Genomic DNA, 18,705 nt, shown 5'->3' on the forward strand with positions numbered 1-18,705 from the left:
TATTAAAAACTAATATCCAGCTTCTCGTAGTGAAACATCACGCCCAGTTTAAAGCGCTCCCTGTTTCGGTACCCCCTGGCTTTTATTCTCAGCAGTCTGATATTGCTGTTCAGTGCCTCCGCATTACCGTTTGAGACGTTATGGCGCATTGCATTCAGGATCCCGTAGAGCCTTTTACCTATTGTTTTCGCCGCATTTTTCATCATTGACACATCACTGTTGGCCGCCAGCGCCAGCCATCGTTGCCAGTCATTCCTCCGTTCCTCGCTCCATGGCCTGTTCCAGATATCCTTTGCCAGCTCTTTCAGCGCCCAGCACTGGCTGGTCAGTTTCATCTGTGTCCGCAGCCATATCAGCTTTTCCAGCCGGGATTCGGTCATCCATTTTTCGCTGTACTGCCACAGGAAGCGTGTCCCCTTTGCCCTTCGGCGGCTTTCTACCGGAAGGTGCGGATGTTCATTCTGCCGGGTTTTATCCACTACCTCGCCCAGTAGCTTCGCCACATGGAAGCGGTCGAAGGCGATTTTCTCAACTGCGCTGGGCAGATGGATGCGTGCAGCCCTTATATAGCCCGCGTTCATGTCCATTGAGAGTGTTTTGATAGCCAGCAGTTGCCCATCAGTCAGCGTTCTGAGGTAACCGGCGAGACTTTCTGTTCCTCGATCGTCCGTTAAGGCCAGCGCCCGCCCGTCGCGATCGGAGATCACCGTTATATACCTGTGTCCTTTTTTAAAGGGGACCTCGTCCACATCCATATGCCTGCCTGCTAACGGCTTTTTTATCCGTGCAAGACCGCGCTTAACCGCGCGAGTCATAATGCCGTCAACGGCATTCCAGCTGAGTTTTAGCTGCTTTCTGACAGCATCAATGGTACTTATTTTTAGCCATGAGAGCACGAACGATTCGAACAGCAGCGTATACCGGCTTCCGGGTCCCGCCCACGGAACAGACAGAGTCTGACAGCCATGCTCCGGGCACTTAATACGAGGAACATCAGCTTCAACTAATGTCGCGAACTGGCAGGTATCAAGGTGTCGCCATTGACGATGTCGGTGCTCGTGAACAGGACAGGATTTACCGCAGGCAGGGCAGGTTAACCGAGTGTTTTCAGCGATCCCGACGGTGACAGTAACGGAACCTGCATTTTCATCGAGGGACAAGGATTCAACCTGCCACGGCCCCGATAAAGTCAGAATGTGGGCATAGAGGGATTTTTCGTCCATAAACGCGTACCGGATTAAAATTAGACATCCAGAATACTTACACATTCTTCCGGCACCCAGCCAGATTCTCCTGAGTGCTTGAGCGCCCAGTACCAGCCATTAAGAGACTTTATGACAGTGATTCTCTCGCTGGACCTGACTGATAATTCATACGCCGTATAGTCTTCAAGGCAGATGACTTCGTGGGGGCTAATGGGAGTAAATATTTGTTGTGGAGCCCATCCGGCTTTACCGGAAGGAAGCGTTACCCATACCCATCCGCGATACTCAAGATCACAATGGCTGATAACGACAGTACTGGCTTTCTTTATAGATATGGGGTCAGGAAAAGCAGAAGTGTATTCCCTGATGACAACAGCAGCATTACTCAAGTGGTTTTCCTCCTGTTGTTGGGTAAACAGCGAAAAGCCTACAACAACCACCACAACAGGGGAAGACCCATTTTTTACAGAGTAGCTTAATCTCTAATGCATTTTTATTCTTAACGTAAAAGTATTCTATGCCGATAAGAATTATATTCCGTATCTTTACGTGAATACAGCATGGCGTTTACATGCCAACCATTTTTTATAAAGTTGGCTCGTCCAAATATTAAGCACAATTTTACCGGGGTCTATATGCAATTACTGACTAATTTGAAGATTAAAATGGTAATGGTTTCCATTTTAATTGTTTTTACATTAATTTGGGGGGGGGTATCTTTTTTTTCATTACACTCGTTAAACAGCCTGAAGAAAGAAATCGATCTTACCAACGTCCAGCAAGCCAATGGTGATATAATCAATAATGCCAGCGATCGTTATTATCAGGTGAAGCTGGCTATGGATCAGATCATCGAGTATCAAGCCTCCGGCGACATGCAGCACAGTCAGCAGATAATGGATCAGGTACGAAAAGATATCGACTTTCTGCAAAATGGGCTGGATACCTTCAAAGTCACTAATCACGCCAACATCAACAGCACTACCATTGACAATATCTATAATAGCTCGTTGATGCTCTTTACACTGGGTATCAAGCCCATGTTTGAAGCTGTTCAGCAGAATAACGGCAACAGCTATAATCAACTTAGGAATGGTAAATACACTGAGTTACGTAATGGATTTACCCAGGCTATCGTCTCTTATAATCAGGAAATCCAGAGGTTAAAATCCGAAGCGAATAATAGAATTGTAACATGGGTATCATTGTCAAAAACGATCATCATCATTGCGATGGTCCTTGGACTGGCAGTACTGCTCCTAACTGAGCGCTATTTGTCTATCTTTATGGGGCGCTCGCTGGAATGGGTGAAAAACCATTTACATATTCTCTCTGAGGGGCGGCTGGATAAACCCGCTCAGGATCTGGGGAAAAATGAAGTTGGTGAGCTTATTCCTTTCCTCAATACTATGCAGTCTAACTGGGTAAAAACGGTTAGCGAAATCCGCAGCACAGCAGGGGAAATTTATCAGGGCTCCAGCGAAATTGCAGCTGGCAATACTGATCTCTCTTCACGAACAGAAGAGCAGGCTGCAGCCCTTACTGAAACTGCCGCGAGTATGGAAGAACTGAGCGCCATGGTGAAACAAAACGCTGATAATGCCAGCGATGCTAGTGTACTGGCTCAGGCCGCCTCATCAGCAGTGAATCAGGGTGAGGAAGTGGTGCAATTGGTTATCAACAGTATGAAGAATATTACTGGCAGCTCGCAGAAAATAACGGAGATTATTAATGTTATCGACAGCATAGCTTTCCAGACCAATATACTGGCCCTGAATGCTGCAGTAGAAGCTGCCCGGGCAGGTGAACAGGGAAGAGGCTTTGCAGTAGTTGCCAGTGAAGTGCGTAATCTGGCCCAGCGCAGCGCCAACGCAGCCAAAGAGATCAAGACCTTGATCGATGAATCTGTTACCAGTGTCAACGAGGGATATCAGCAGGTTTCCCTTACCAGTGAATCGATGGATAACATCCAGAAATCGGTAAGAAGTGTGACGGAGATCATGAGTGAAATCGCCTCTGCTTCCGTGGAGCAAAGCAAAGGGATCATCCAGGTCGGCACCGCTATCTCCCAGATGGACAGTGTGACTCAACAAAACGCGGCCCTAGTAGAACAGTCTTCCGCTACCTCGTCTTCACTGGAAGAGCAGGCATATCGTCTGACTGAGGTAGTGTCGGTCTTCAAACTGCCCGGGGATACACATTATGACGCAGTCAGGAGGTCACCGGTTGGGAATATGAAACAAGCCGATCAGCTCCCGACACAGAAAGCTGATACAAAATCCCGCAGCAGCGACGCAGGATGGGCGTCGTTCTAAATTACAATATGAATGAAATAATAAAACGAGTGCAGGAAGCTTCACTCGTTTTATCTTCACAGAGACAGTACGATAAACATTACTATTACCCGCTATAAAATCGCCGGGAAAGCAATTTATTATTTTCTATTGATGATGTTATTCTTTGATGCAAAAGACCTCCGTCTGCCGTAAATATCATTTTTACCCGATCAAAGTGCTGAAGACGCTACCTTCGTGATTGCCAGCCTGTGTCATGAAAGACAAGCTTTTTATACTGGAAAGTGGAGTCTGAGACCGACACCAACCTCTTTGACCTTCACATAACTGGACAATCTTATCTTCGCCTCCAGATCTGTACAGTGGCAGGGGTAAAGCAAATCAGGTGACAGCTTTTTAAAATAACATCCTATTTTTAAAAGGGTACTTTCATCTGCGTTTTGCAGATGAAATCCTCCGATAACTGAAGCAATATGTGTTTCGCCAGTAACTTGTTTCGCATGTTCGATAATATTAGAAATACCAGAATGAGAACATCCTGTTACAACAACTAATCCTTCCTTAGTTCTGACTACTAAGGCAGAATCATCTAGAACATGATCACGAGATAGTTTTCCTGTTTTATCGTAGGTATGGCCTATGGTTTCCGTTGTTTCAAAATTGCTATTCCGGGGTATTTGTCCAAGAAAAGTGATATGTTCTGTTATGCGATAAGTTTCTTTGGTAGATATTCTTTCGAAGAAGAAATCACTTTGGTCAAGTCTGTAACTCACTCCAATGGGTTTGGATTCAAAACATTTATGAATTAAGGCATCAGGATGATAAATCAATTTTATTTTTTTCTCTGGTATATATAACGCACGGTCATAATATTGTACCAAATGATTTAATCCTCCCGAGTGGTCGTTGTGACCGTGTGATAAAACAATACCATCAAGCTCAGTTAAATCAATGCGTAAGATCTGAGCATTTTTTAAAAAAACATCAGAATACCCAGTATCAAAGAGTATTTTCTTTCCGTCACACTCAATCAGATAAGATACACCAGGTTCACCGATTAGATATCGGTCAATGAGTGTGTTGTTATCAACAAGTACTGTCAACTTCATTACTTTCCCTTATTTTTAAGCCACTACTCTGTAAAAAAGCTTTAATCTTCATGTCACTATGCAACTAAGGAATCAACGAAATATTGTCCGCAGTCCAGTCAAATCTGCATGAGTTGTTGCAGACTGGGCCATCATATAATCAGTTCACGCAGTAGTAAGCTACCCCGATGTGAGAACCATTCCAGACGTTGAGGATAACATTGTTTGAGAGTGTTGATTAACCTGTTCACAAAACGACGTTTGTCTTCAATGAGTTGCCGCCGCTGTTCAACCAGTTGTTGAAGTAATCGAATATCCGCATTATCGGGCTCGATGGTTTTGATCTTTTTGGGATAACGCAGCATTAACTCGAGCGCCAGCTCTGCATCCTGTGGGTCGTCTTTTGCCCCACTGGGCCAGAAGGTTTGCCTGTAGCGAGCAAGCGATAGCGCATGAACAGGAAAAATAGTGATAAACGGGTATTTTTGTAGCGCGAAAACCACCGGCCTTTTTTAAGTTCAATGGCGATTGCGATCATGCCTTTCACTTTTTTGTGCAACTCTTTCAGCCAGGTATCAAATGCTTCTGGCGTATGTTCAATGACATGGAAGACTTGTTCACTGAACGCAGACATCGTGCTTTTTATCTGCCCAGTTGAGGTCAATATGAGCAGCAAACTGATTTATCGCAGTCATTACCCACTCCTTTTAATCGGGGATTGGTATGCATTCCACGTTCTTCGAAAGAAATATAGTCAGCAGTTTGTCTGCATGCCCTGAGTATTCGTTAACGAACGTGGAGCACTTACTGGCTCGAAAGAAAAGCGGTGATCATCGAATGATTCTCGCTCAATATTCGTAGCCAGCAAGCGCATACCCTGGATCACCTAATAACGTAATTTTCAGAGTATAGAAGTCTATACCTCGCTCATAGCGGACATGATGGTCACGCAGCCTGTCCGCTGCGTGCCAGGAGCGGACGTCGCCCACATCATTGGCAGTAAGCACATAGGAATCAGATAAAAGTGAGTTAGTTTATACTAATGCAGCAAAAGTCCGCTGACAGGCTTTAACCAAAGCATAGCTTTTTTGTGTATGTGTAGGATATTTGCAAACTATTCTGTTATACATTTTACTAAAATGTATAACACGTCGCGCTAACTACTTGAATTTGAAATATGTTACTAACCGCATACAGCCCCCTGGGGCATGGATGGGGCAAACTCTGACAACTTCTGGTTTAGTATAGACACTTGCTCAGCACTGCTTTCTGACATCCACTTTCCGTAAACCTTAAAGACCATCTGAGCGTTAGCGTGCCCCATCTGGGTTGCTATAAAGCTTGGGTTGGCTCCGGCAGACAACGACCAGCATGCATAGGTATGCCTTGACTGGTAGGCGTTACGATAACGGAGCCCTGCACGCTTGATAACAGAAGCCCAGATTTTATTAATTGAATTCACTGCATAGTGATATCCTGTATGGACACCACGCCGGGTACACTGAGGACTGAAAACAAAGGTGCAGGGGTGAATGACTGACCGGTCATACTCCCGTAACTTCACTTCAATCTCGTACTGTCTGCCCTGGCGTGTTAGTTTGGCCTGACTTTTAAGGGCTTCGATTGCTGGCTTGATGAGAAAAATCACCCTGTCAGTCCCCGCCTCGGTTTTTGGCAGGGTGAACTCATCAGTTTGGGTGTGATTGCGCTTGACCGTTAACGTACCAGCTTTCAAATCAATGTCCTCCCATGCAAGCCCGCACAGCTCCCCATGCCTCATGCCTGTATAAATCGCCAGCGACCATAAATTCTTCAATTGCTGGTGTCGGCATGCTTCTATAAACCTGATAAATTCATCGCGGCTGAGTGGATCTGGATCGGCTTTAGCCTTCTTTAGCCTGTTAATTCCGCTAAACGGGTTTTGCTTTATATATCTGTTATCCTGCGCAAACTGAAAAATTCCAGACATAAGAGTCATGTAGTTGTTTACGGAAGGCGCTTTTCTTCCCTTAACCGGTGTGCGGTATCCCTTCTTCATGACCTGGTAACCAGTCAGTAGATCTTTCCGGATGAACAGCAAATCTTCGGTTGTTACCGCTGATACAAGTTTTCTACCCCCCAGGCGGGGGAGCATATTCTTGATAATTGACTCGTAACGACTCATGGTATTTGTGCTGATCTCCATTCTTTTCAGCTCCACCCATTTATCGGCGAGTTCTTTCACTGTGATTTCCTTTCCGGATTGCCCGAAGCGGGCAAGGTTGGGTGAATCCGGAAACTGCTTTGCATAGTCAAACTTTCCCATGCGAATAGAGAAGCAGACCGACGTTCGCAGATCTCCGGCAACCTTCCGGTTTTTAGCGGTATCAGGAACGCCGAGGTTTTCCCTGACTCGCTTACCATTATATTTGAACCATATGCGGAGCGAACCGCCATGATTCTCAACGCCCGTTGGGTATGATGCTTTACTCATATATCCCTCCCGACGTCCAGGAGCACCTTCAGCTTACCTTTTTCATGGAACCCGATCACCAGATTGGTTGTTTTTGTGCGGCAATCCATGCGTCAACAGCCTTTCGGCTGTACATGCATTCGCTGGTGGGCTTTGGTTCCCCGTCCGGCGAGACGTGCTTATATTCCCGTCCAAGTAGCCATGAATTTTTACGAGCTTGCGCGATGGTGCCGGGTTTCATCCCCGTTACGGCAATGAGTAGTTGCTCGGTCACCCATTCGTTCGGCTCAACCTGAATAATTGTATGCATACCCACCTCACAGGCGCTTAAAAATTTCGGAAGGCTCCCGGGCGTTTTCGGGGCGTGGTGCTCGCTGGTTCCAGATAAGCGACGCTGCTTCACGATCATTCGGTGGCAGGTTCAATCCGCAGCACGAGCAGTACAGAGAAACCCATTCAGTATGCTCAGGTACGGATGAAATGACCGTTGTAGTCCCGATCTGATCGTTTCCGCAAAGCGGACATGGCAGGAGATTCATCATTTTTCCTCCCAGCCAATAGCCTGAAACAAGCCCATCTTCGGGTGATACCAGCGTGTGCCACGCGGCTCTGCTTCGGACATCATCTGGCGAAATGCGCGCATGAAAGGCTCAATCTCCACGATAGCCCGGCGGGAAAGCAACCCATCCGGCGTCATGAACTCATGAGTGTCAGTTGGGATCCGGTAGGCGTTAACCAGATTGCGGCACTTCGCATCGGTCATCCCGCTTTGAGCGACCACCTGGCGATAACCAACGAATCCGGCGCGCATAGTACCGCGCTTAATGTTTTCCAGTGCCTCAGCTACAGTTTCGACCTTCTCCTCAACATGGTTAAGACGCTTCTGCTGACGAACGGTATCGGCGGCCATCGCGGCGATCATCTCGATTTCGGTAAGCGGCTGTGTCCGCTGAGTACGGAAATAGCTATTGGCCAGTTCGCGCTGAACCTGCCATGCCAGATCGTCATTGAATGACTTCGTCAACATCAGGTAACCAGACTCGAAAAGAATGATCCCTTTGGCAGTGCGCGCGGCAAATGCATCAGAAAGTGACTCCGTACGTATTACGTCCGCAGTCATTTCAAGAAAATCCACACCTTCGATAAAGTGAGACCGGTTGCGGTTGAACGCTGCACGAGCGGTACTTTCCGGGCGCTGGTGGACTTCATCAATCATCGCCAGCGTCACAACGAGCAGACCGCGATATTCGACCGCCGGAAACTGGTTATTGTTGATGGTTACTGTATTCATTTTCGTCCTCTTCAGTGCATAACCGGCATGTCTGGCATGCCATCGGTCTGAATTTGCTCAATAAAGCTGTCGTGGAGAATGTTGAAGCCCTCCCGGCCAAAAGCCGACAACACGAACCCTTTATCCGGATGAACTTCCACCATGTCCTGATACATACGCAGCGCCAGCGGTAAGCCACAGAGTGAAATTGACCTGGAATGGGAATCCAACAACGTTACGAGGTACTGAATATGGCAAACGAAGTTTTGAAAGAAGCAATTGAGAACTATCAGCACCTGAAAGTGCAAGTCCGCCAGCAGGAGGCGGAATGTAGTGACGTTGGAACTTTTGGCGGTGTTGATGTCGATTTATTCGAAGCGTTTATGTTTGCAAAAAACCAACTCCAGGAGCTGATTAGTCCTGATGAATATCTTGGGTTAAAGAATAAGGTATCTCACCTTACCAACGAAGTTGGCGCGCTAATACTTGAAAATATTGTGCTGAAAAATGAGGTTGTTCTCCTAGGTGGAGACCCTAATTTTTTGGGTAATGCAGATTCTGAGGGGAACTCATGAAAATGGAATCTGGACTCAAACATTTCAGCCCTCAGGGCATTCACATCAGCGAAATATCGGGAGAGAACTATGCGTGATATTCAAATGGTACTTGAACGATGGGGAGCATAGGCTTCTAACGAAGGCAGTCAGGTTGGCTGGTCGCCGATTGCCGCGGGCTTCAAAGGGCTTATTCCTCAGACAGGAAAATCCCGACCATCCTGCTGTGATAACCACGGTATTATCGTTGGTACTGCAGTGGGAATGTTGGGTAAGACGGGGGGCGCCATGATGAGCTTAAACTGATTATGTTTCACTACATGTATGACGTTTCGAAGTCCACCATTTCCCGTTGGGAGAAATGTTCTGAGGGTAAGATTAGGCAGAGGCTGATGATTGCGGAGACGTTTATTGACGCCTGCATCATCATGTCAGGTGCACGGCTTGAAATGGACGACTGGACGCACCGAAGCAAAGTTGTGAAAGTTGCATAAAAAGCTTTTCGTTACGAATTTTACCCATTATTGTGCTAAGAGTGGTTACTTCGTCACACCGCTTAACATCGAAACCCTGCCAACTGGTGGGGTTTTTGTCTTTCAGAATTTGCATCGCTATTTCTGATTGAAAAACCATTTAACGATTGTCCTGTATCCTTAGCAAAACCTTTCAGGGCTTAATGTGTGAGTAAAACAATAGTCGGACTGCTGATACTGGTTAGCCTCGCTACCAGTTATGCGATGTATTATCATCTGTATATGCTGATGACAGATGGTTGAGCACTCTCCACTAAGCGGTAAGCCACAGATGGGGAGATGGATAAAGAGATTGATATTGCTTTTGTGCTTTCTGGCTGGGGTGTTAATGTATAACAACATCTTTCACGAGCTTGGGGTTGACCTTCATTTTCTCTACAGGAATTAATTATGGTCACATTTTACTGAGCCAACTATTGGGCATGATTTTTTATCATGCCCGTGAGTTGTGTTGAAACTTTATTTGTAAAGGTTTTCGGACTCGTCTGCCACTGGCTCCTAAGGACAGAGCATCTGCCTTCTAAGCTGACAGTGCGGGGTATTTCCCTCGGTGGCGGACCATATATGCAGGTGTAGAGCTGCCTGGCGCAGATCTACCGAAGCGATAGCCTGGACGTGCAGGGCTTAAAACAATGATAACGGTGACGGCGGGGAAGTAGACCCGCAACCAGAATTGCAATTTTAGTGAAAGTGTTGGCAGTATCATGTGATAATTCACTGCCCTGCGTGCCGGGTAGCAGGGCTCGCTGACGGCCGCTCATCACTCACCCGTCAGGTTCTTGCGCAGAGGCCACCTTCTTGGCCGCTGGACCGTTCCTTCTACGAGTCTGGTTGTGATTGCTATGCAAATCTGTATCGAAATCGACCTGAATAAAAGAGAACCTGTCAACTGGAGGGTTATTTTACAGGCCAGTACATTGCAGACTTTATCTGTAATGCTCGCTCCTGAATGTCTGTTGAAAATAAAAATTAGTTCAATATGCAAAACTGTTTGGTTAGTGAGTGCGAAAAAAAAGCGGCGGGTGACATCATCCCCCTCCGCTCAAAAGTTTCACTTTCTCAGTCTATATTAGTGAATATTGCATACAGAAGTTAGTCGAGAAGGATGTTGGCAACAACTTTATAAAGTAAATAAATGATTAAGAAGCTTAATAAAACCTGAATCTATATGTCAGGTGACTTGACGATAAAAGCTGTAAGTTAGTAGATTACTGATGTGGTGAATCCCCCTATGCGGCGGGGCATAACCAGCAAATGATCACTATGAACAGTCGGATGCGAGCCATGGCGGCTGACCAAAGGCTCACCGGGAGGCACCCGGCACCACAGTATTCTCTGTTTTACTAGTTGCTTATTTAGGCATACCTGGTCGAGCAGTGCCACGATGGCAGCGATGAGAGGCCTCAATCTGATATGATCGAAAAGCCCGCATTGCGGGTTTTTTTGTCTTCCGGCAATCCGACAGGGAGTTATTTGCGAGGGGGGGCATTGCAGTAGCATCTCTGTCATATCGCAAAAAAGTAAAACATAAATCCTGTTGCACCGTAGGGCTACTCCATCTACTGGACTCAATGATAAATAATTCATAATCCATCGTTGCCCGTCCCATGTTGCGTTATCATTACTGAACAGATACTGGAGAGAGCATAAGAGCTGGCAGGCAGAGGATGGCAGATGTTCAAATGGCTAAAAATGCTGATTCTATTTATTAGTTTCCTTCTGGGAGCGTTCATTTACGCAAATTTCATCGGTGAAATCGAGGGTGATGCTCATTATCTATACAAAAAATAAGTCATTTGATCCCGAGATATGCGAGGCTTTTTTGTTTATGCAGAACAAATAACTTATGCAAAAGTGTAAAGTGCCCTTATATATCTAGAATTATCGTTTGACAAATGGGAGCACAAATTCTGACTGGTTCATAAAAATCATACAAAAGGAACTGCTAAGTTTGAGAGTTTGTGATGTCATTACAAAAGTTAACAATATCTCCAGAGCATATCTTTGTGATGATGGATATGCCTGATTATAAGAGACTTGTTTTTCTCAGCCCGCAGTGTGTGCGGGTTTTTTTTGCTTTATAGCGATACGGAAGGCGTACTGGTGTAATGCATCCTTCGAGTTCCCCTGTCAGATCGCGAGAAAGAAAAGATAAAATAATTCATATGAGACCCGCTTCCTGTGGGATTTTTTCAGACTCTGGCATCACTGGCGGTGGTTAATTACCCATTCTTCAGGCGCTTGCGCAGAGGTTTCCTTCTTTGGCCTCGGAACCATGCCCTCTACTGGTCCAGTTGTGATTGCTCCATCGGACGAAGCCAGAAAAATTTTTTCATACCTGAGTATGAACAGGGCGTAAGACATGTTATTTCGAGAATAAGATATATGTACATCAACTGTATCATTCTTAACTAAAGGCCATTCGCTCCCTGATATTGTAATGAGTAGGATTTATTTTGTTGGAATGAGGTTCTGGGTAGAAAAAATGACAAACGATGAGTTCCGACTTTTTGTGCCGGGCGAACGCCCATACATAACCCTCAACCGTTCCAGTCTGCAGAAGATCTTGCGAGAACAATACGTCTTGAAGGAGTAATCTCCAGCAAAGGCAGTCAGAAAGATATATTGACTATTAACACTTCCATTACCTCCGATTTAATCGGAGGTAAGTAGCAGGCATCGGAAACCCTCTGAATCGGAATTCTGAGATTTCCCATAAGCTTCTGTTGCGCATAACGAAACGTGGGCTATACTTTTAATGCATTCTTTGACAGTCATAAAAAAATCTCAGAAATGGTGAATCCCCCTATGCGGAGGGGCACTATTGGCAGGTTTGACGGGTAGACGCAAGCAAAACGTTGTTGCCAGTCAGCGTTTTACCGGGAGGCACCCGGCATCATCCAGAGATGCTATACCTTATTTAAGGCCTGTTCGTCCGAGCAGGCCTTTTTTTATCTGCAACAAACAGAGCTTGCTACGGTTGCCGAAGTTATCCCATACCTGTGCCGACGCCAACATCAAACCACAGATTTTTACATAGTTGAGGCACAGAGAATTTTGCCTTTCTGCGTCCGCTCCCCGGGCACTGGACTCATCTCTTAAAGGAAAGTTCTATGAAAAAGACATTCACCGCTATCGCGTCGGCAGACACCAGAGATGAGACGCTGGAAATGCAATCTACCATCTTCTGCTGAAAAAAATGAGTCGTGTCGTGGGCAGCAAGTGATAAAACGCAGTGACTGCTTTTTGCTCTTTGCACTGATAATCATTCTCTCTTGGCTGATTATTGGTGTGCTGGCTGGCCTTGCTCTGATGAGTATGTTCTTCGTTATGCTGGTGGTCAGCAGGTGGTGACTCCGTAAAGCAACAAATAACACTGCGCAAAAGGTTGCCTGGTGTAGGGGGCCTTTGACAGAGTGTTATGCATAAAAAAAGGAAGCGGTAACATCTGGCGCTTCCTTAAAGTTGCAACACACGGTCTTAGTTATGCGGGTTACCACATGTTCATTGTGGCATTAATCATATTATTATCACAAAATTAAACATTTGTTAAACCATCTCCACCTTATTGGCATATGAGCATCATTTTATATTTTCAATCGGTTGTTTTTTTGTTATGCACTGCATCAGTCTTGGCCTTCTCACTGTACCCATCTCAGAGTGTGGGATACCCCCCTGTGCGGACGGGGCAGTCAGTTGAAGTTACGTTATTACGAACATGTCGGTGCTAAATGAGCAAAGGCATACCGGGAAGCACTCAGCCCCCAACATTCAATAATTTTCATAGCCTGACTATTTTTAGGCCTGTACGTCCGGGCGTTTTTTTATGTTGAGTCCGGAAGCTCACAGGTTATTAACAGTTGGGTTTTTAAGAGTGGGAAGATAAGTTCGAATCATTCAGGCTGGAGCTGGCTTATCTAATTCCACGTGGGAAAGGTAAGCCCGTTCGGATTTTTATTTGGAAGAGAAGCTCCAGTGAAGAATATCGCTGCCAATTTCAGCTTTAAGATTCTGTTCACGACAGATAGAGAGCCTGAGGGCTTGGATCAACTCACCGAAATCATCCATACTCCAGTTTTCCATACAGTATATTAAGACTATGTCATTCATGACCGCATCGGTTACCAGTTCAACATCGATTTTGAGTATGTTGAACAGATATTCGTACTTTTGATACACCCCCTTGGGAAGGACAAACTCGGCATCAGCCATATGTATCTCCTGTTCAGATATATAGCTGTATTATCGACAGACGACATGATTACATTAGTAGTACTTAAATATTTGGTACCGTATGGCTCCGGTGACTGAAAAATCTCAACCAGGTGCCAGGTCTGCTTATGATTTTTGTCATGCCGGCGGCTATCCTTTGCCGTCGATACTGGCTGCGTAAGAAAAGTAAAACTGTACAAAAAGTCGCCTGAGATAAAGGTTATAGGCGAGAGTTATATAAAAAAAGGGAGTGACGACATCGTTCACTCCCTGTGAAGAACTACGAAGGTTTCTGATTGGTCTGCTAATGCTTGGTTATTGTGAGCTACATCACAAAATTTCACAAAGTTAAATTTTGGCGCAAAGCTTTTATGCTCGTGGTAACGTAATCCTGTGATGAATCCCCCTGTGCGGAGGGGTGTAAGACAGTCTGTTGTCTCTGTGACTTACACGGGCAGGTGCATAGTTGCCCGACTGCCCACCGGGAGGCACCCGGCATCATACATAACAACTATAAAACTAACCCTGATTTATGACCTGCCCCGTGGCAGGTTTTTTTTATGGTCAAAGCGATTGTTTTGATTTAACGATGAGTTTAACTCGTTGACGAATTAGCTCTGGCAATTTTATATTGTCCATGTGGTGAATCCTCCTGAGCGGCGGGGCATTACTGGTAGCCTTTGAGTTTCGAATGCAAATGCGGAGCGCTGTAGCCAGTCAGCGCTTCACCGGGAGGCACCCGGCACCACATATAATAAAAATGAGCATACCCTGACTTACGGCCCGCCCCCTGGTGGGTCTTTTTTTACTTAAATTGGTTCCGGACCATGTTGGGTAGTTGTTGACTAAACGTGTTGGCATTTTTATATTTCTTTTGTGGTGAATCCCCCTGAGCGGAGGGGTGTAATCAGTTGAAGTTATGTTATTACACACATGCCCTGGTTAACTGACCGAAGGCATACCGGGAGGCACCCGGCGCCACAGTATTCTCTGTTTTGTTATTTTTCTCTTTAGGCCTGCTCCCTGTGAGTGGGCTTTTTTTCAATATCCTTATAAAATCCTCCTGGCCATTGACGGCTCTGGTGCAGTGATTTTATATTAGTCCAGTGGTGAATCCCCCTGCGCGGAGGGGCATACTGGTAAGGCCTTGCTAGCTATATGCGGAGCACCGTTGCCAGTCGGTGCTTCACCGGGAGGCACCCGGCACCACATATAAAAACATTATTTGCGCCAAGAGCCACTCAAGCCTGTACTTCTTCGTGCAGGCATTTCTTGCGTGTGTTGTTTCCACCACATTATTTGATTTGAGACGCACAACCAGTTTTCTGTGCATCAGGCGTAATATAATTCTGCTTAAGGTTATGTTGTATCGCGGTGATGATATGAACAGAATTTTTTATTTGGGGCGGTGGTATCAACTAAGTCGCAAGCTTGTAAGCGGCGATTATAAACTCTCAATCCCTGGCGAACTTGGCGGTATCGTCATCACCCGAAAAGAGCTGGAAAAACTGATCCGAGCCAAATACAGGTTAAGTCCACCAGGTTGCTTATTGCATTCACATTAAATTTAGTTGTCTTTTATAGAGCCACTCTTCGGAGTGGCTTTTTTATTTCCTCCACTGTGCCATCCGAATAATCGGACGTGAGGCTATGACCAGAATGAGCACTATATACAGCAGGCTTTCATACGGAACGGGCACGACATTAACGGGCTGCGGTGTTTCTGCAAAGGCCTATGCCGATGTCACAAAGGAAAGCGCCTGGATGATTGCAGATAAAGTGGCGGGCATGAGTTTGAGCGATTGGGCCATCATCATAGGTATTGCTTGTACCGTGATTACCTGTGCGGTGAACTGGTATTACAGGCGTAAAGAGCGGGAGGAGCGACTTAATGGCTATGTCACCAGCTCTGAGAAATAAACTTAGCGCCGCAATGTTGTCGCTCATCGCTACAGGCGCATCAGCACCAATACTGTTTGATCAGTTCATCAACGAGAAAGAAGGTAATGCAATGGTAGCCGTCGCCGATCCAGGTGGGGGCTGGTCACTGTGCCATGGTATAACGGTCATTGATGGAAAGCCTGTTATCAAAGGGCAGAGAGCGTCAGAGGAGCAGTGCAGGAAGGTTAACGCTGTCGAGCGCGATAAGGCGCTTGCATGGGTTCAAAAAAATATCCGCGTTCCGCTGACCGAGCCCCAAAAAGTGGGTATCGCCTCGTTCTGCCCCTACAACATCGGGCCCGGTAAATGCTTCCCCTCCACGTTTTACCAGCGCATCAATGCTGGCGACCGCAAAGGGGCATGTGAAGCTATCCGCTGGTGGATCAAAGATGGAGACCGCGATTGTCGGCTGACCAAAGGCCAGGCGAACGGCTGTTACGGGCAGGTAGAGCGACGGGATCAGGAAAGCGCGCTGACGTGCTGGGGGGAATACCAGTGAAAACACGCTATCTCATTGTGATCGGCGCTTTTATCCTGAGCATCTTCGGCAGTCTGGCGTGGTCAGCATTTCACTATAGCGACAAGGCTGCAACTGCTGAGAGTGAAAACCGCGTACTCAAGTCAGACAATACTCTACAGGGGCAAGTAATAGCCACTCAGGCATTCAACATCAATCGCTTCAATAAAACTGCTGAGACCGCTGCGCGTGCAAACGCAATTGTGGCCGGGAGCAGTGAAACAACGGTAATCAAATACCGGGAGATATTACGCAGTGAAAAGACATGTGATCTACCTGTTCCTGCTGCTGTCGCTGGTGGGTTGCTCGAATACGCGAACCGTTTACGTACCAGGGCAATGCACACCGATACCGCCGTCATTCACGCAGCCGCTGGTGACTCCACTGCCACCAGCGGATTGACGTACTGCCAGGCTGTTTTGTGGATTGAACCGCTGCTGGCAACCATAGAGCAGGGCAATAACAATTTTGCGGGAATTCATGAGATTGAACAACAACGCCAGAAGTCAACCTCTGGTTAAAAAAATCCCTTCCGAAATGAAATCCAGAAATTCGGAAGGGAGACCAATATGGTCATCGTTACAAGGAACGGCGTATATTATTGCAAGTCTAGCTATTAGCAATCCGTATTATAAAAAATAATGTGCTACCACTTTGGTATTTGTGAACTTATGTTCTTTTTATTAGCAATCTAATAACATATTTACCTAGACAGTCTAAAAAAACATCATGTTTAACCGCATAATCTGACTATCTGGGAAGTATGGCTGGTCTTAAAAGTTCTGGCGACAGTGACATCACGAAATCGCCAGACAATGCAGGTGAATAATTTTATCGGTCCTCCTGACACTCTGATTTATACAGTGTCGGCTTTTAGTTTCATAACGTAATCTTTTTATGCTGCCGGTTCGTCTGTTTAATCGTTCCTGATACTACAAATAAGTTAAAGGATGGTGTGCTGCTATGTAATTCGTTGTAATTCTGGCGACGTTGCTGACGTTACGCAGGCATTCACTAATGCAAGAATGCACATGGGTTTGCAGTCTGTCCGACTTACTGACACCGCTGAACGGGATTATTTCAGCCTCAGAGACCGAATCGAAACCGTCACAGCCCAACTGACTGGGCTGCAAGCGTATGTGCGTGAGCAGTGCCTGAAATAAAAAAAAGCCCCATCGTGGTAGGGCTCAACATGCAGATCATTTTTTATGGGCTTTAATCGGACCAGCCAGAACTGATGAGAGGAGTTAAACCTCATCCTTGAGATGAGCCCTGGCGAGGCGCTCTTGCCTTATGAGTCGGACTAAGTTTTGGTAGAAACTCAATATTTAACAAGCGTAAGCGCGAGAAAAATTTTATCTGGCCTTTCCATTCAGACTTATCTTAAGGTGCGTGCACCAGCGCTCTAACAGTAGGCATTCATGGAATGCCTGTGACAATGCAAGAACGCGCATGGGTTTGCAGTCTGTCCGGCTTACTGAGGCCGCTGAACTGGGTTATTTCACTCTGAGAGTGCGAATCGAAACCATCACCAAACAACTAACGAGCCTGCAGGCGTATGTGCATGAACAGCGTCTTAAATAATAAATCCCGGACAAAGCCGGGATGTCATATTATTAGACAATAAAAGAAATCAATAAATTTTTTCAACAAGTGTAATAACAAACATGTGTGCCAAGATGGGCATTCAAACTAATTACTTCCCGGCGTGCGCATTTAAATCCAAAAAGTGTGAAGGTTTTATGACAATAGAGCATGTTCTAGACTTAATCTCTTATGGGGTTGATTGCTTGAGAAAAGACGTTAATGAATTTTAGTCTAATGCGGGGATTTCGAAGTTTTTTGGTTTGATGACGAAATGGTTGTCATGTCGTGCAATTTTTGCCCCGTTGTTGCAAAACTCAGCTGACAATGCAAAAAAAGCGTCAGCATCAACGTCAAAATCCAGCTCAACCTGTTTGTATTTACCTGAATTAAGCATCGCATATGCCTGTTCAAGGGTAGTCGCTTTAGCTGTGGGCATGGTTAGGTCTCCGTATGACATGTCGTTGATACTTTTATTTCAGTTTCGAACCTCTATAGCAAAAAATTGTGACATTACCAATATGGTCATATTGAAAAGCACAGAATGACAAATCAGCATTAGATTACTACCTTTTTTAACCTGTTGATTTAATGTAATACTTTTGGCATATTTCACTTTATATAATAAAAGGGTATATGAAATATATTATTTTTACTGCTGGCATTTAGGCTCGCGTAAAAACCTGTCAGTACAGATTGTATGATTATAAGAGGCTCAGTTCATAATGAACTTCTTTAAAAATTGTGTGTTTTTATTCGGGGAAATCTGGACGTTACTGGCCATGCTGATTTTTGTAACAGCAATTGCCTTCATACTTGTAGGCTCTCAACGGATGGCTGTCATCTTTCTGATGATCTTCATACTCGAGGCTGCTGTAGGTTTTCATCTCACAGTTTGACTATAGTCATTGCCCTCATGCTTTAACTATAGCGGTTGAACGTCATCCGCAGTTCTATCTGTGCTGTTTCTGGGTACGCACCACAGGGCATTACAGTAGGCATTCACTGAGCGCCTGTGATAATGGCGAGAACAATCAACCTGATGATGCCGCTGA

At 45.6% G+C, this 18,705-nt stretch carries 13 protein-coding genes and 5 pseudogenes; 8 read left to right on the plus strand and 10 right to left on the minus strand.

Annotated elements, in window-relative coordinates; translation table 11 throughout:
* Positions 1-2 precede the first annotated feature (2 nt).
* Together ABU190_RS17855 and ABU190_RS17860 are read right to left on the minus strand one after the other, a co-directional pair.
* Entirely contained in the window at positions 3-1,223 is a 1,221-nt protein-coding gene (locus ABU190_RS17855; RefSeq protein WP_354692023.1) for an ISL3 family transposase, read from the minus strand.
* 20 nt (positions 1,224-1,243) lie between these two features.
* Positions 1,244-1,648 (minus strand): SH3 domain-containing protein, encoded by a 405-nt coding sequence (locus tag ABU190_RS17860; RefSeq protein WP_354692024.1) that lies wholly within the window; start codon positions 1,646-1,648, stop codon positions 1,244-1,246.
* 192 nt (positions 1,649-1,840) lie between these two features.
* Here ABU190_RS17860 and ABU190_RS17865 point away from each other — a divergent pair, with 192 nt between their 5' ends.
* On the plus strand, positions 1,841-3,520 hold the full coding sequence (locus ABU190_RS17865) for a methyl-accepting chemotaxis protein (protein WP_354692025.1): 1,680 nt from the start codon (positions 1,841-1,843) through the stop codon (positions 3,518-3,520).
* A 251-nt stretch (positions 3,521-3,771) separates the two neighbouring features.
* Here the strand turns inward: ABU190_RS17865 and ABU190_RS17870 are convergent, their stop codons facing one another.
* From ABU190_RS17870 to ABU190_RS17895, 6 genes and pseudogenes are all read right to left on the minus strand, one after another.
* A complete protein-coding gene (locus tag ABU190_RS17870) occupies positions 3,772-4,608 on the minus strand; it encodes an MBL fold metallo-hydrolase (RefSeq protein ID WP_354692026.1) in 837 nt (278 codons plus the stop codon).
* Positions 4,609-4,742: 134 nt separating this feature from the next.
* Positions 4,743-5,282: pseudogene (locus tag ABU190_RS17875) on the minus strand (transposase); the annotation flags it as partial.
* Between the two features lie 488 nt (positions 5,283-5,770).
* On the minus strand, positions 5,771-7,060 hold the full coding sequence (locus ABU190_RS17880; protein ID WP_354692027.1) for a site-specific integrase: 1,290 nt from the start codon (positions 7,058-7,060) through the stop codon (positions 5,771-5,773).
* A 55-nt stretch (positions 7,061-7,115) separates the two neighbouring features.
* Positions 7,116-7,349: an excisionase family protein gene (locus ABU190_RS17885; protein WP_354692028.1), complete on the minus strand. Its 234-nt coding sequence runs from the start codon at positions 7,347-7,349 to the stop codon at positions 7,116-7,118.
* Positions 7,350-7,577: 228 nt separating this feature from the next.
* A complete protein-coding gene (locus ABU190_RS17890; RefSeq protein ID WP_354692029.1) occupies positions 7,578-8,330 on the minus strand; it encodes an ORF6N domain-containing protein in 753 nt (250 codons plus the stop codon).
* A gap of 11 nt (positions 8,331-8,341) precedes the next feature.
* Positions 8,342-8,497, minus strand: a pseudogene (locus ABU190_RS17895) (hypothetical protein); the annotation flags it as partial.
* 63 nt (positions 8,498-8,560) lie between these two features.
* Between ABU190_RS17895 and ABU190_RS17900 the strand changes: the two are divergent.
* Together ABU190_RS17900 and ABU190_RS17905 are read left to right on the plus strand one after the other, a co-directional pair.
* On the plus strand, positions 8,561-8,884 hold the full coding sequence (locus ABU190_RS17900; RefSeq protein WP_354692030.1) for a hypothetical protein: 324 nt from the start codon (positions 8,561-8,563) through the stop codon (positions 8,882-8,884).
* Between the two features lie 69 nt (positions 8,885-8,953).
* Positions 8,954-9,357, plus strand: a pseudogene (locus ABU190_RS17905) (antiterminator Q family protein).
* Positions 9,358-13,350: 3,993 nt separating this feature from the next.
* On the opposite strand, the gene ABU190_RS17910 reads toward ABU190_RS17905, so the two are convergent.
* On the minus strand, positions 13,351-13,608 hold the full coding sequence (locus tag ABU190_RS17910) for a hypothetical protein (protein ID WP_354692031.1): 258 nt from the start codon (positions 13,606-13,608) through the stop codon (positions 13,351-13,353).
* Positions 13,609-15,258: 1,650 nt separating this feature from the next.
* On the opposite strand from ABU190_RS17910, the gene ABU190_RS17915 reads away from it, so the two are divergent.
* The 5 genes and pseudogenes from ABU190_RS17915 to ABU190_RS17935 form a co-directional block, all read left to right on the plus strand.
* Complete coding sequence (locus ABU190_RS17915; protein ID WP_354692032.1) at positions 15,259-15,528, plus strand: HP1 family phage holin; 270 nt, start codon at positions 15,259-15,261, stop codon at positions 15,526-15,528.
* Positions 15,500-16,048 carry a lysozyme gene (locus ABU190_RS17920; protein WP_354692033.1) on the plus strand — a complete coding sequence of 183 codons (549 nt, stop codon included), beginning with the start codon at positions 15,500-15,502 and terminating at the stop codon, positions 16,046-16,048. Before ABU190_RS17915 ends, ABU190_RS17920 begins: the two co-directional genes overlap by 29 nt.
* Before the next feature lie 32 nt (positions 16,049-16,080).
* On the plus strand, positions 16,081-16,587 hold the full coding sequence (locus tag ABU190_RS17925; protein ID WP_354692057.1) for a hypothetical protein: 507 nt from the start codon (positions 16,081-16,083) through the stop codon (positions 16,585-16,587).
* A 522-nt stretch (positions 16,588-17,109) separates the two neighbouring features.
* Positions 17,110-17,229 (plus strand): annotated as a pseudogene (locus ABU190_RS17930) (lysis system i-spanin subunit Rz); the annotation flags it as partial.
* Positions 17,230-17,536: 307 nt separating this feature from the next.
* Positions 17,537-17,650: pseudogene (locus ABU190_RS17935) on the plus strand (lysis system i-spanin subunit Rz); the annotation flags it as partial.
* A 229-nt stretch (positions 17,651-17,879) separates the two neighbouring features.
* Here ABU190_RS17935 and ABU190_RS17940 read toward each other — a convergent pair.
* Complete coding sequence (locus ABU190_RS17940; RefSeq protein WP_354692034.1) at positions 17,880-18,089, minus strand: hypothetical protein; 210 nt, start codon at positions 18,087-18,089, stop codon at positions 17,880-17,882.
* Positions 18,090-18,705: the final 616 nt, after the last annotated feature.

This window comes from Phytobacter sp. RSE-02 (assembly GCF_040578655.1).
In the GTDB taxonomy this organism is placed as follows: Bacteria; Pseudomonadota; Gammaproteobacteria; order Enterobacterales; family Enterobacteriaceae; genus Phytobacter; species Phytobacter diazotrophicus.

Bases quoted from the DNA above. Each gene is read 5' to 3' on its own strand.
- ABU190_RS17915 (WP_354692032.1), top strand. From the start codon at position 15,259: ATGACCAGAATGAGCACTATATACAGCAGGCTTTCATACGGAACGGGC.
- ABU190_RS17885 (WP_354692028.1), bottom strand. From the start codon at position 7,349: ATGCATACAATTATTCAGGTTGAGCCGAACGAATGGGTGACCGAGCAA.
- ABU190_RS17940 (WP_354692034.1), bottom strand. From the start codon at position 18,089: ATGCCCACAGCTAAAGCGACTACCCTTGAACAGGCATATGCGATGCTT.
- ABU190_RS17865 (WP_354692025.1), top strand. From the start codon at position 1,841: ATGCAATTACTGACTAATTTGAAGATTAAAATGGTAATGGTTTCCATT.
- ABU190_RS17855 (WP_354692023.1), bottom strand. From the start codon at position 1,223: ATGGACGAAAAATCCCTCTATGCCCACATTCTGACTTTATCGGGGCCG.
- ABU190_RS17920 (WP_354692033.1), top strand. From the start codon at position 15,500: ATGGCTATGTCACCAGCTCTGAGAAATAAACTTAGCGCCGCAATGTTG.
- ABU190_RS17910 (WP_354692031.1), bottom strand. From the start codon at position 13,608: ATGGCTGATGCCGAGTTTGTCCTTCCCAAGGGGGTGTATCAAAAGTAC.
- ABU190_RS17890 (WP_354692029.1), bottom strand. From the start codon at position 8,330: ATGAATACAGTAACCATCAACAATAACCAGTTTCCGGCGGTCGAATAT.
- ABU190_RS17880 (WP_354692027.1), bottom strand. From the start codon at position 7,060: ATGAGTAAAGCATCATACCCAACGGGCGTTGAGAATCATGGCGGTTCG.
- ABU190_RS17900 (WP_354692030.1), top strand. From the start codon at position 8,561: ATGGCAAACGAAGTTTTGAAAGAAGCAATTGAGAACTATCAGCACCTG.
- ABU190_RS17870 (WP_354692026.1), bottom strand. From the start codon at position 4,608: ATGAAGTTGACAGTACTTGTTGATAACAACACACTCATTGACCGATAT.